This is a genomic window from Motilimonas sp. 1_MG-2023 (genome assembly GCF_030547455.1).
Lineage (GTDB): Bacteria > Pseudomonadota > Gammaproteobacteria > Enterobacterales > CBDFNC01 > Motilimonas.
In genome coordinates, this window is the sequence record NZ_JAUOPX010000004.1 from 78,879 (window position 1) to 92,971 (window position 14,093).

8 protein-coding genes are annotated in these 14,093 nt (G+C 43.6%); 4 read left to right on the forward strand and 4 right to left on the reverse strand.

Annotation, left to right across the window (positions count from 1 at the left end; genetic code table 11):
• Positions 1–121: 121 nt before the first annotated feature.
• The gene (locus Q4519_RS03245; protein ID WP_303509469.1) at positions 122–919 is read left to right on the forward strand and encodes an alpha/beta hydrolase; all 798 of its coding nucleotides are present in this window, start codon (positions 122–124) and stop codon (positions 917–919) included.
• 48 nt (positions 920–967) lie between these two features.
• Here Q4519_RS03245 and Q4519_RS03250 read toward each other — a convergent pair whose 3' ends face one another.
• Complete coding sequence (locus Q4519_RS03250; protein ID WP_303509472.1) at positions 968–2,356, reverse strand: cobyric acid synthase; 1,389 nt, start codon at positions 2,354–2,356, stop codon at positions 968–970.
• A gap of 156 nt (positions 2,357–2,512) precedes the next feature.
• Between Q4519_RS03250 and Q4519_RS03255 the strand changes: the two genes are divergently transcribed.
• The gene (locus Q4519_RS03255; RefSeq protein WP_303509475.1) at positions 2,513–4,000 is read left to right on the forward strand and encodes a hypothetical protein; all 1,488 of its coding nucleotides are present in this window, start codon (positions 2,513–2,515) and stop codon (positions 3,998–4,000) included.
• 19 nt (positions 4,001–4,019) lie between these two features.
• On the opposite strand, the gene Q4519_RS03260 is transcribed toward Q4519_RS03255, so the two are convergent.
• Positions 4,020–6,725: a bifunctional acetate--CoA ligase family protein/GNAT family N-acetyltransferase gene (locus Q4519_RS03260; protein ID WP_232802495.1), complete on the reverse strand. Its 2,706-nt coding sequence runs from the start codon at positions 6,723–6,725 to the stop codon at positions 4,020–4,022.
• Positions 6,726–6,951: 226 nt separating this feature from the next.
• On the opposite strand from Q4519_RS03260, the gene Q4519_RS03265 reads away from it, so the two are divergent.
• A complete protein-coding gene (locus Q4519_RS03265) occupies positions 6,952–8,286 on the forward strand; it encodes a DEAD/DEAH box helicase (RefSeq protein ID WP_232802504.1) in 1,335 nt (444 codons plus the stop codon).
• Between the two features lie 118 nt (positions 8,287–8,404).
• On the opposite strand, the gene dbpA is transcribed toward Q4519_RS03265, so the two are convergent.
• Entirely contained in the window at positions 8,405–9,790 is a 1,386-nt protein-coding gene (gene dbpA / locus Q4519_RS03270; RefSeq protein ID WP_303509486.1) for an ATP-dependent RNA helicase DbpA, read from the reverse strand.
• A gap of 245 nt (positions 9,791–10,035) precedes the next feature.
• Between dbpA and Q4519_RS03275 the strand changes: the two genes are divergently transcribed.
• Positions 10,036–12,033 carry a methyl-accepting chemotaxis protein gene (locus tag Q4519_RS03275; RefSeq protein ID WP_303509489.1) on the forward strand — a complete coding sequence of 666 codons (1,998 nt, stop codon included), beginning with the start codon at positions 10,036–10,038 and terminating at the stop codon, positions 12,031–12,033.
• 21 nt (positions 12,034–12,054) lie between these two features.
• Here the strand turns inward: Q4519_RS03275 and Q4519_RS03280 are convergent, their stop codons facing one another.
• Entirely contained in the window at positions 12,055–13,851 is a 1,797-nt protein-coding gene (locus Q4519_RS03280) for a bifunctional diguanylate cyclase/phosphodiesterase (protein ID WP_303509492.1), read from the reverse strand.
• Positions 13,852–14,093 lie beyond the last annotated feature (242 nt).

Consider the following 14,093-nt stretch of genomic DNA (forward strand, 5'->3'; position numbering starts at 1 on the left):
TAACTCACAATAATTTGAAAAATACACTATAAAATCATTTTAATTTGACCTTTACCTTTTTTTATTTTTATCTAAATGAATATTATCTATTTGAATAAAATAAATAACTTAAGGATGGGCCATGAACAAATTATTTTTTAGCATACTATTATCTGCCATATTATTTGGCTGTGGTGGCGGTGGCGGCGGAGCCAACGTTAATGAAGGGGATAACGTCCTTAATCAAAAAAAACCACAACCCTATAAACTAGATTCAACCGAAATAGCATCTTCTATAACCAATATTACCTATAAATTAGACATATACGTCCCCGTTGAGTATCAAGCTGGCGGTGCTCCGCTACCAGTAATTTATGCATCAGATGGGCAATGGAGAAGTAACAGTTACAAAGGTATATTAGAAAGCTCAGGCGTGTCGGCTGTACTTGTTGCGATTCATGAGGGTCCAAAAAGCCGTCGAAATATCGATTATTTAACACCCGGCGTCTATGATTACTACGAGTTTTTAACTCAAGAATTAATCCCTTTCGTAGAAAGTGAATATAGCGTACTGCCAACTAATAGAACCCTAGTTGGACATTCATATGGCGGAGCCATGTCTTTTTACTCTATGCTCATCGCAGACCCCAATCGATCTTACTTTGATAATTTCGTTTCTGCCGATCCAAGTGTTGCGGATACCGAGACCTTACTCAAGTTAGAGGAAGAGAGGTTTCATTTAAGCAAAAAAATGAACAGCAGAATGATATTAACAGGCGCGATGAAGGGCGGTAATGGTCCCGATGTTGAGATGGCATACGCTTATATGCAAAATCGGAAATATGAAGGCTTGAACATCACCCTGATTAAGCAAGATGTAACCCATGATCATAGCGCTGATCAAACCTTTAAAGATGCACTTCCACTATTATTCCCATAAGCGAGACGGGTATTCGAGCACAAGTCAGCAAGACTTGTGCTCTAACTTCTACAACCAGCCATCTCGCGCAAATTTTTCAGCTAAGCTATCTAGCTCAATATCTATTATCTGATGCCAATCTTGGGTCGGCAAATCTTGCCCTAATTGATGCACAAACCAGCTCATGAACACCGCATTTTCAAACGCACCGTGCAGGTAAATCCCCACTACATTTTCACGCTGCCAACCCAAATTAGATTGTAAAAATTCACTGACCTTACCGGTAGTTTGCGTTTGTCCATGGTGAATCTCATACCCGGTCATAGGTTGGTTTTGCCATTGAAAATGTACTTGCGAAGTAGACTTGATTTGCGCTAATTCTGTGGTTAATGGCAATAAGCCTAAGCCATCAAAATCACCTGCTTCTAAACGGCGCGGGTCAAGCAGCTTTTCACCTAATATTTGTAAACCGCCGCAAATACCCAGCACTAGCTTACCTTGTTGAGCCGCATCGATAACCGATTGAGCTAACCCCGTGTTAGCCAAATAGGCCATGCTGGCGCCTGAATTTTTACTGCCGGGTAAGATCACGGCATCAAAGCGTGACAAGCTTTGCTGTTCGCGGATCACCGTGACATTCACGCCTTGCTGATGAAACAGGGGATCAAACTCATCCATATTAGCGGCATAAGGATAAATCACTAACGCAATGTTTAGCTCGCCTTTAACAAAGGTGTCACTACCCCGAAAGGCATCTTCTTCTGGTAAACGGTGATCGTACATCGGAATGTTAGCCACCGTAGGAATACCGGTTTTTTCTTGCAACCAATCCATGGCATTGCCCAGCAGCAGCGGGTCGCCGCGAAATTTATTAAGCACAAAGCCTTTGATTAAGCCTTGCTCCTGCGGCGCTAAACACGCCCAAGTCCCTAGCAGATGAGCAAACGAGCCGCCACGATCAATATCAGAAATCAAATACACATCGGCCTGTGTTTCCAGCGCCACTGCCATATTGACAATATCACCGGCGCGTAAATTAATTTCCGCAGGGCTACCCGCCCCTTCTATGACTAGTTGATCATAATCAGACTGCAAACTGGTTAAGGCATTTTTTACATGCTGCCAGAGTAACGATTTACGTTCCATCCACGCCATGGCAGAAATTTCTGCATTGGCCACACCATTCACGATCACCTGGCTATAGGTATCGGCGCTAGGTTTCAGTAATACAGGGTTCATTCGCACATCGGGGGTGACTTTCGCGGCCAAAGCTTGCAAGTATTGCGCGCGACCAATTTCTAAACCATCGGGTGTAACGGCCGCATTATTACTCATATTTTGAGCTTTAAATGGTGCCACGTTAACACCGCGGTTAGCCAGAACACGGCAAGCCGCTGCTGCCAGTAAGGATTTGCCAGCATCACTGGTACATCCTAATAACATGATAGGTTTTGCCATTGTTTCCCTTTATGCAAAAAGTCGCCATCATACCGTTAAACTCACAGCGGTGAAATGGACGCGCTGACTTAATCCTCATGTCATCCAGTAAAAGCTGGCAACAGGCTCAATCTGATCTACACTATTTTAACTGTATATAAAAACAGGTGAGAGAGCATGAATACGCAACCGACTAAACTAACCTGCGCCATACTAACTGGGATGTTAACTGCCTTGAGTGCAAGTAGCAGTGCTGAAACCTGCTCCCAAACCCAGTTACAGCGGTTTTTAACGCAGCAAAACCAGGCCTACCATGCTGGCAATCCTTGTATCTCAGACTCATCTTTCGATCAACTCAATCAACTCCTCGCTCATCCAATCAGTACCTTAAACACAGACATAAACAATTCATGGGTGAGTCACCGTTACCCCATGAAAAGCCTTAATAGCACCACCAGCAAGCAAATGTTGTTGGAATTTATTAAACCCTTGTTGCAACGCGCCAATTCGTTAATCATTCAACCGAAAATTGATGGCATCGCGATTGAGCTTATTTATCATCACGGCCAATTAGCCCAAGCCAGTACGCGAGGAAACGGCGCAGCAGGTAAAGACATCACTGCATTGGTCTTACTTGCTCCGCACATACCTAAACGGCTTAATCAAAAGGCGCAGCAAGAGGAAGTGGTTATTTATGGCGAACTGTTTATTCCCCAACAAGCGTTTAAGCAAATACAGGATTATTCGAGTAGCCGACAGTTAACGGCCGCGTTGGCGCAACAAAAACAGCCCGATATGACGTTAGCCAATTTACTCAATTTCTTCCCATATCAATTGGCTCAACCGTTGCAGCCTAATGATCTGGCAAGCCAGCAGTTATTGGCGCAATGGGGCTTTAAAGCCACTCAAATCTTTAGCCAAACCATTAATGATATTGCGGATGCAGAGCGCTGGCTCAATACATGGCAACAAGATGTTGAACTGGATGCGGATATCGACGGCGTTGTGATAAAAGCCGCAGAACAAAACCTGCGCGACAGCTTAGGCAGTAATCAATCTTTTCCGCATTGGGCCATGGCGTTTAAGCCAAAAGCCAAGCGCGCGGAAGTAACCGTGACCAAACTGAGCTATCAAGTTGGTCGCACCGGTAAAATAACACCCATTTTGCATTTTACGCCAGTGTCTTTGGGTAATAAAACCGTGCAGAAAGTCTCTGGACACTCAGTCAAATACATCAAACAACATGAAATAAACCAAGGTAGCTCAATCACAGTGGCATTGGCAGGTAAAGCCACGCCAACCATCACCAAAGTCATCACCACGAGCACAGAGCAAGGTTATCAATTACCGTTTGTTAAACCCGGCCTTTGTTTATCTAGCGGCTATGCTTGTAAGCAGCGCTTTAAGCTGCAAATAAAATACACCATGAAAAAGCTAGGCTTGCCCTTAAATGTGAGAAAAGAAGTAAATCAATTGGTTAAACAAGGTGTGATCACCCAACTCGGTCAGCTTGGTCCCTTCTATCAAGCAACCTTTCATCGCAACTTAACCAAGCAGCGCCTACTCGCTAGCCTAACAGCACGCCCTTTAACCCTGAGTCATTTAAGCGCAATGGAGCATGAGCTAGAAAGGCAGCGATTACTGTTAGCGCGCTTAAGCATTTAGGCGCGAACATCCGTTATACTTAAGAGGCGTCAGAGTCAGACAACGGCAGCACCATTTCTATCAAACCGTCCTCTAGCTCGATAGTCACTTTAAAGCCTAATTTTTTTGCTAGCTCTGACATGCCGCGGTTTTGGATCATGGTAAATCCCATCAGCACTTGGGTGCCGTTGGCTTTGTAGTAGCGGATCAGTTTTTCCAATAAAAAACGCCCTAACCCTTGGCCTTGCATGTCGCCTTTCACCACCATTGCAAATTCGGCATCGGTATTATCGGGATCCGTTGAAGCCCTAACCACGCCTAAGGTATCACCCTCACCATGTTCATCACACGCCACCGCGACAAAAGCCATTTCACGGGCATAATCAATTTGCGTAAGCAGTGCCATTTCTTCATGGGTCATTTGTGCGCGCTCACCAAAGTAACGCTTGTATCGGTCTTCTGCTGATAAGCCAGAATCAAACACGCGGTGTTTAGGCTCATCTTCCGGCAAAATAGGACGCACTAACACTTTATTGCCATTCCGCAAGGTAAAATACTCTTCTAACTCTTTTGGATAAGGCCGGATCGCCAGTCTTGCCGCAGGGTCCCCTTCAAGAGACTGTAAGGTTACATTCACGTCTAACAAGGTAATGCTATCACCTGCAATTAATACTGGGTTGAAGTCGATGTCTAAGATCTCTGGACAATCAATGATCAAGTGTGCCACTTGAGTCAGCATCACACAAAGGGCTTCTATGTCAAAGCCAAGGGGCAAGTGACGGTCACGAATTTTTTGACTCTTAAGGGCATTAATCACCATATAACGAGCCAGCGCCATGTTTAGTGGTGGTAAAGCAACTGCTGCATCGCGACTGATATCCCACTCAGAGCCACCTTCTCCCAACAAAATAGCGGGACCAAATACAGGATCGTTTTTCACTGCAATGCGCAGCTCTTGTGCCCCTGCCGTTAATGCCATTTTTTGTACTATCATGCCGTCAATTCTTGCCGTTGGAAAACGGTCTATTACCCGTTGCGTCACAGATTGCGCGGCTTGCAAAACTTCAATTTGAGAATTAAGGTTAAGCACCACGCCATGCACATCTGACTTATGATGAATGTCGGGTGATTGCACTTTCAGCGCCACTGGGTAGCCTATACGGTTGGCTGTCTCTACCGCTTCACTGGCATCTTTCGCGTACCAAGTCGGAATGGTTTTTAATCCGTAAGCTTCCAAGACTGGCTGCATTTCGTGGGTTTCTAACACAGATTTACCCTTATCTAGAGCACGCTGTAATATGTCTCTGGCACGCTGAGCATTAGCGGGTAAATTAGCTGGGATAGATTGCGGCGTTTCCATCAATAGTTTTTGGTTGCGGCGGTATTCCACCATGTGCATAAACGCCCCGACAGCGCCCTCTGGCGTGCGATAGGTGGGTAAACCCGCAGCAGAGAATAATTTTCTGGCTTCATAGGCGGCTTGCTCGCCCGTCCAGTTGGTTAATATATTGAATCGTCGTTGATTTGGGTGCAATTTTACCGCACTGATCACAGCTTCCGCTGTTTCGCCACTATGGGCTAACGCAGAAGGTGAGTGCATAACCAAGACGGCATCGATATCCTTAGAGTTCATTAATACATCTACCGCTCGCGCATAACGCTCAGGGGTGGCATCGCCAATAATATCGACGGGATTAGCACGCGACCAATTAGAAGGTAGTACTTTATCTAGTTCCGCTATCACCTGCTCGTCTAATTTAGCTAACTTTCCACCTCGTTCAATGAGTGCATCCACCGCTAACACGCCGGGCCCTCCGCCGTTGGTCACGATGGCAAGGCGTTCACCTTTCAAAGGATTGGAGTGCGCTAGGGTCTCTACCGCGGCAAACAATTCATGTAAATCTTTTACCCGCAGCATACCCGCACGTTTAAATGCTGCATCATAAACTGCATCACTACCTGTTACGCCACCGGTATGTAATTCAGCAGCTATCGCACCTTCATGACTGCGACCGGATTTGATCACCAAAATCGGTTTGTTGCGCGAGGCTGCTCGCGCCGCTGACATAAAGTCGCGACTTTGGTGCACTGAATCAACGTATAACATGATCGCGCGGGTTTTACTGTCTCGGCCAAGTAAATCGAGCAATTCATCAAAGTCGACATTAATACCATCACCGAGGGAAATAAAATGGGAAAAGCCGATACCTTTGTTATTAGCCCAATCTAATACTGTGGTACAGATTGCTGCCGATTGAGACACAAAGGCCAATTTTCCCGGTTGCGTGCCCGCGTGCGCTAAGCTGGCATTTAAGCCTATATTTGGCAAGATCAGTCCTAAGCTATTAGGCCCTAAAATTCGAATGCCGTACTTTTTGGCAAAATCATTCAATTGCTGTTTTAGCTCAATACCATCTTCACTGCACAATTGATCAAAACCACCAGAGATAACCACCGCCGCCTTACAGCCATGTTGTCCTAATTTTTCAACGATCCGAGGTACACGTAACGCTGCCGTACAAATAATTGCTAAATCAGGCACTTGTGGTAAGGCTTCTATATTTGGATAAGCCAACACGCCCAATACAGCTTTGTATCTTGGTGTTACTGGCATAATAGGGCCAGAAAAACCACCAGAAAGCAGGTTTTTCATCACCACATTGCCAGCACGTAGCTCACGAATAGAAGCACCAATAACGGCAATGGATTGAGGTTTAAACAACAAATCTAAATTACGTTGGCTCATAACAAATACACTCAGAGGTTTACTTAGCTAAATAGTTTACTTGTGAATGATCCGAGCAGCCAATTTTTTCATGAGTAAATCATAAAGTTATGAATAAAATCACTTGTGTATAATATTATCGTTTTCGTCAAGTAAGAGCTTTGATTGCACCCCGTGGTGATTTACGCTACCCTGCTTGCCCGCTAACGTGCGGTTCCCCTCAAAAGACACCGATAAGAGAGCAACTATGAGCTTTGCCAATTTGGGCCTTTCTGCCCAAATCCTTGATGCCGTGACCCAACAAGGTTACACCACCCCTTCACCGATCCAAGCCGAAGCAATACCCGCGGTGATCCAAGGCAAAGATGTCATGGCAGCAGCGCAAACTGGTACCGGTAAAACCGCCGGTTTTACCTTGCCATTGTTACAAAAGCTTTCTCAAGGTCAACGTGCACAAGCAAACCAAGTACGCGCATTGGTATTGACGCCAACGCGTGAGCTAGCGGCACAAGTCGGCGAGAGTGTTGCTCTTTATGGCCGCAACTTACCGCTAACCTCTATGGTTGTTTTTGGAGGCGTAAACATTAAACCGCAAATAGCTGGATTACGCCGCGGTGCGGATATCTTAGTCGCCACACCAGGCCGACTGCTGGATTTGTACCAGCAGAAAGTAATTAACTTTAAACGTTTAGAAATTCTGGTTTTAGATGAAGCCGACCGCATGCTCGACATGGGCTTTATTCACGACATTAAAAAAGTATTGGCCGTGCTGCCTAAGCAACGTCAAAACTTATTATTTTCAGCAACTTTTTCTGACGATATTCGCAAACTGGCCAAAGGCTTAGTTAATAATCCAGTTGAAATTTCAGTGGCACCGCGCAACACCACTGCCGCGCGCATTGAGCAATGGGTTTATCCCGTTGATAAAACTCGTAAAGCGCCTCTACTTGGCCAGTTAATTAAAGAAAATGACTGGAAACAAGTATTAGTGTTTACCAAGACAAAACACGGCGCGAACCGCCTCAGCCAAAACTTAGAAGCCAATGGCCTAAAAGCTGCCGCTATTCATGGTAATAAAAGCCAAGCTGCACGCACTAAAGCATTGGCAGGCTTTAAATCAGGCGAAATTCGTATTTTAGTGGCAACAGATATTGCCGCTCGTGGCTTGGATATTGACCAACTTCCCCATGTGGTAAACTTTGATTTGCCTAATGTGTCTGAAGACTATGTCCACCGCATTGGCCGCACAGGCCGCGCTGGCGCTAGCGGTGAAGCCATTTCTCTCGTGTGCCATGACGATGCAAAGCTGCTGCAAGATATTGAAAAATTGATCAATAAAACCATTGAACGAAAGACTATTCCTGGGTTTGAGATCAGCACAGAATTGCCCACCAAAAACTTTGCGCCGGCGAAAAAGCAAACCAACCAAGCTCGTCGCTCACGTAATCCCAATGCGCCAAAAAAACAGGGTAATCGTTCAGGTAGTAGTAATGCCAATAACAGCGGTAATGGTGCGCAGCCGAATAAACCTGCGACACGCCGACCTTCACGTCATCGTCCAGTGAATAAAACCGCAGCCTAGCTAGGCGCAGCATACTGAGAACGTTTGCTATAAAAAAGCCCCTAAATCATTTAGGGGCTTTTGTTTATGCGTTATGTTTTAGAGCAATCAGCGCTAACGATAAGGCTTTGTCAGGTGATTAACGCATACGTGCGATGCGAAATTTACGGCCTTTTATCTTACCGCCTTCCAATTTTTTCAATGCCAGTGTCGCAATCTGACTACTTACGGCTACATAAGCCCAATTATCAAGTACTTGAATTTTACCAATTTGCTGAAAATCAATTTCATTGCCACCCGTTAAAGCGCCAACAATATCACCTGGGCGCACTTTTTGTTTTTTGCCGCCATCGATACGCAGTGATACCATTTTCGGCTTAGCAATCACGCCGTCTAGCACAGATAATTCAGGTAAGTGCTCCGCTTCAATGCTAATACCTAAGTAGTCTTCTAAAATGATTACTTTGTTCGCGTCTTTCGCACTAAACAATGAACAAGCGACTCCTTGGCTACCCGCTCGGCCGGTGCGGCCAATGCGATGCACATGCACCTCAGGATCGTGTGACAATTGGTAGTTAATCACCGCGTCAAGGGCGTCAATATCTAAGCCCCGCGCAGCAACGTCCGTTGCCACTAATACTGAAACACTTTTATTCGCAAAACGCACTAAGGTTTGGTCACGGTCTTTTTGCTCTAAATCGCCGTTTAATGCCAACGCACTAAAACCATAATTACACAGCTCATCCGCCACTTCCTGCGTGTCTTTTTTCATATTACAAAACACCACACAAGATTCCGGTTGGTGCTTCATCAGTAGCAAACGGATCGCCAGTAAACGCTCTTCAAAGTTATTCACTTCATAAAAATGCTGTGAAATGGTGCTCTGTTCATGTGTCGATTCAACCTTAACAAATTCAGGCTGATCCATGATGCGATCGGCGATAGATTTTATTTCATCGGGGAATGTCGCACTAAACAATAATGTTTGTCGCTGTGTTGGCATTTTCTCAATAATCGCATCTAAAGCAGGCTGAAACCCCATGTCTAACATGCGATCAGCTTCATCCAATACAAAGGTATTGATGTTATCTAAAACTAATGTACCTTTCTCAATATGATCTAATACTCGACCTGGCGTACCCACAACAATATGCGCGCCGTGCTCTAAAGAGCCAATTTGCGGACCAAAAGGCATACCGCCACATAATGTCAGTACTTTAATATTATGTATGGCGCGTGCCAGTTTACGGATCTCTGTTGCCACTTGGTCAGCCAACTCACGAGTGGGACAAAGCACTAAGGTTTGAATACGAAAACGTTTCACATCAAGGGACTGCAACAAGCCAAGACCAAAAGCGGCCGTTTTCCCTGAGCCAGTTTTGCCTTGCGCAATCACATCTTTACCAGCAATGATTGCCGGTAAACTTTGCGCTTGGATCGGCGTCATCGATTGGTAACCAAGGGACTCAAGGTTACTGAGTAATTTGGTGCGTAAGGATAAAGAAGAAAAACAAACTTGGCTCAAAACAATCGTCCCGTGTTCATGGATCAAAAAAACAATGCCAGCATTAGGCAGAGATAGGTGCAAGATTATAACAGCTGTTAACAATAAATATTGATTTTTCAGCTTAAGGTTGCAGCGATTAATTACAGATAAAAACTTGAACTAAATCACACTTAAATACCTTCCAATATACTTTAGATATAAAAGTAAAAATTTTGTCACATTGCCATCTATATTGAAGTAACTGCACTAAAAAGGTACTAACAATGAATCGGTTCTTAGCCAATCTCACTATCAGAACAAAATTAATTTTAGTGGTACTGCTTCCCCTTTTAGGACTTACGTATTTCGGCGTCAATTATGTATCAGAGGCCTACTTCAATAAACAACAAGCAGAAAGCCTCAGCCAGTTAACAGTACTCGCGCGAGTCAGTAGTGAGTGGGTTCATGAACTACAAAAAGAAAGAGGTATGTCGGCTGGATACCTTGGTTCAAAGGGAAGTAAGTTCAAAGATCAACTTCCTGAGCAACGGCTACTGGTTGACACTAAGAGACAAGCCTTTAAAGCTCATATTGAAAAAGTTCACTTCGCACCAGAATTAGCGGCCCTGAATCAAGATATATTAACTCAAGCTCAACGGCTGGCAACCATCCGTAACCAAGTTTCTCAGTTGCAAATAAGCGTAGCGGATGAAGTGGCTTATTATACTCAACTTAATAAAAAACTGTTAAGCGCCCTTGATACTGTTGCTAACCAAAGTACTGAAGCATCCTTGGCAATAGACGCTGTTGCAATCGGCGCTTTTCTTCAACATAAGGAGCGAGCAGGAATTGAACGCGCAGTGTTATCAAATACCTTCGCAGCAGATCATTTCTTACCCGGCTTTTATGAACGATTTATTCGCTTAATCGCAGAGCAAGATGCTTACCTAGATAGATTCATTGCCCACAGACCCGATTTAATATCTTACATGCAACAACAACTACAGAGCCCAGAAATAAAAAAAGTGAATGAACTGAGACAATTAGCCATTGATAAAGCCCAACAAGGCGGCTTTAACCAAGACCCAGAAGCTTGGTTTGCTGCTATTACTAAAAAAATAAATATATTAAAGAAGATTGAAGACATGCTGATTGACACTCTTGAGAAAGAAAGTGCGACTCAAATAGGCCAGCAAACACAAGCCTTTTGGCTTAGCTTAGCCATTACGCTTCCCTGTTTAATCATATCCATTATGTTTAGTTTTTTCTTAGCAAAACAACTGACCCAGAGCATTACTATTAGCGTTAACACCATTGACTCTATCATCAACAATAAAAATTTTTCCACTCGTATCCCAATAACTGGAAAAGACGAGATAAATGTCATAGCAAAGCTCATTAATCACTTACTAGCAAATATTGAGCAATTATTAACAGAAATTAAAACCTCTACAGAAACCCTCACTGACGCATCAATAGAAAATGAAAAACTCACGAAAAACATGCTGCAACAAATAAATGGCGGCATGACACAGATAGATTTAGTCGCCACGGCGATGAACGAAATGAACGCGACTGTTCATGACATTGCTCACAATGCGGTAAATGCATCAGAGCAGACTGAAGCAGCAACTAATCAAGCCAGCCACGGCGATGAGGAAGTTGATGCCACAGTACTTGCCATTTCTACCTTGCAAGAAGAAATGGGCTTAGTAATGAAAGTAGTAAAAGAGCTGGATAAGTCGGCCAACGAGATCGGTCAATTTCTCGATGTGATAAAAAATATTTCTGAACAAACTAATTTATTAGCCCTGAATGCTGCAATAGAAGCAGCTCGAGCTGGTGAGTCAGGGCGAGGTTTTGCTGTTGTCGCAGACGAAGTAAGGTCATTATCAACCCAAACTCGCAATAGTACATTACAAATAGAAACGATGACCAAAACGCTAAAAAGTGGCGCGAGTGAAGCCGTCGAAACAATGAACCGGGGCATGGAACAAGTTGAAGCAAGTGTTACAGAGGCCAAACGTGCAGGTCAAGATATTAGTGAAATAGTGAATAATATCAAGGCTATCAGCTTAATGAATATTCAAGTTGCAACAGCAGCGGAGGAACAAAGTAGTGTCACTGAGGAGATAAATCGAAACGTCTCGGATATGCAAGGAAACTTCCAGCAGATCGACCATTCATCTCAGCAGTTAAATCAGGTAAATAATAATTTAACCGCATTAGCCAAACAGCTTGATACGGTGCTAAGTGAGTATAACTTAGGCAGAGTTGGGTAAGCTAACGAGAAGAAGAGAGCGTTATTTTTTGTCATTCTGTTCACTATTAAGAAATAACACTCTCATTTCTTCAGGGTTTATTGGTTTAGAAAATAAATAGCCTTGGTACTCATCGCAGCCTTCTGCGTCCAACAAGGCTAGTTGCTGTTCATCTTCTACCCCTTCAGCTGTCACCGACATACCAAGGTTATGCCCAAGTTGAACCACGGTTCTGACTATCATGTGATCTTTATGATTGCAGACACAATCATCAACAAAGGATTTGTCAATTTTGAGCACATCAATGGGCAAGCGGCGCAAATAATTTAACGAAGAATAAGCCACGCCAAAATCATCAATCGCCACTTTAACCCCTATGTCTCGTAAGCGGCTAAAAGTATCAATAATATGATTAGGATTTTCCATAATTGCGCTTTCTGTTATTTCTACCTGCAATAAATAGGCAGGAAAGGCTGCTTCAAGTAGTGCGCGTTTAATCATTTCCAGAACATTGTCATGGGCTAATTGCACCGCGGACACATTGACCGAGATAACAACCTCTTTGCCCGCGTCCAGCCACCGCTTTCCTTGATGACAAGATTGTTGCATCACCCAAGCACCTAAGGCGATAATTTGCTGACTTTCTTCGGCTATCGAGATGAAATCACTGGGGGGAATAACGCCTAAGTCAGGATGCTTCCACCTTACTAGTGCCTCGACACCAGAAATAACCCCCTTTTTAACATCCACCTTAGGCTGATAAAGCAAGTAAAATTGCTCTTGCTCTAGGGCATACATTAACTCTTGTTCAAGTTGATATTTACGAATCGTTTCTTGGATTAGATCGTGGTCAAACCAGTGATAAGTATTCTTACCTTGTGCTTTTGAACGATACATAGCGATATCGGCATTACGACACCAGATATCATTTAAACCGGACGCGTCACTGTATAAGGCAATACCAATACTCGCGGTTAAATGATATTCGCGCTTTGCCAGATGATATGGGCTGTCAGCAAAGGCAATAATACGCTGAGCTAACACATTGACCTCTCGCTCTAACTCGCTATTCTTTCTAACTACGACAGCAAACTCATCACCACCAATGCGATAAGCACGGATAAAATCAGATTCAACAGACTTTAGTCGATGCGCAAACTCTTTTAGAACTAAGTCGCCAATATTGTGGCCCATATTATCGTTGATACGCTTGAAGCCATCTAGATCAATTTGCAGTAAGGCTGTGGGGGTATGTGTTGACTCCATCTTCATTTTCATTTTCGCTATATCACGATAAAAACCCTTTCGATTAGGCAATTGAGTCAAATAATCCGTCATACTCTCTTTTTTATAATTATTCATTTGAAACTGCAGCTTCTGCTGAAAAAAAGCCATCACAGAGGCAAAACTACTAATCGTGATAAGCTCAAGAGCATCTTCAATAAACTCATCAAACTCGTTCCCCTTGAGCTGAAATAAATAGGTCGAGAGTATCAAAAAAGCACTGGTGATAGGCCACAGTGAATTTGGGAATAAAATGATATAAGTAAGTGGGATCAATATAAATGTTTCTTCAACTTGATCCAAAGACAGTGGGTCAACAATACCACCAGTAACAATAAGGCTAAGGGAAAAAACACTTGTCATTATTTTTAACTTGCGTGAATCTGCACGTTTAGCAAACAGCATTAAGATGGGATAAAGCAAGTAGGTATAAGGAGCAATCTGATGCTCGCTGTACAAAGTATAAGAAATGAGAGCGACGGCCACATAATAAAACAAACTAATCCAAGGCTTTATCGACAGCAAAGATCGCAGTGTCTTGTTGATAGTGACCATAAGCGTCCTTAATTGTTGGCTTTAATCAGTATGGCAAAGGCTCAAGCACAACTAAAGAACACAATTAAAATGTTACACAATTTGTCGTCAACCTCACACTAGCCGTTCGCTTAAAATAGGTTTAATGATCCAATAACCTAAGTGAAATTCTTGAACATTGTTCAAACAATAAAATAAGTCATCCAATAATGAAGCAATTACCTGCCGCACAAGGTAGTTTTACAGCGCTTCGTCTAGTAAGT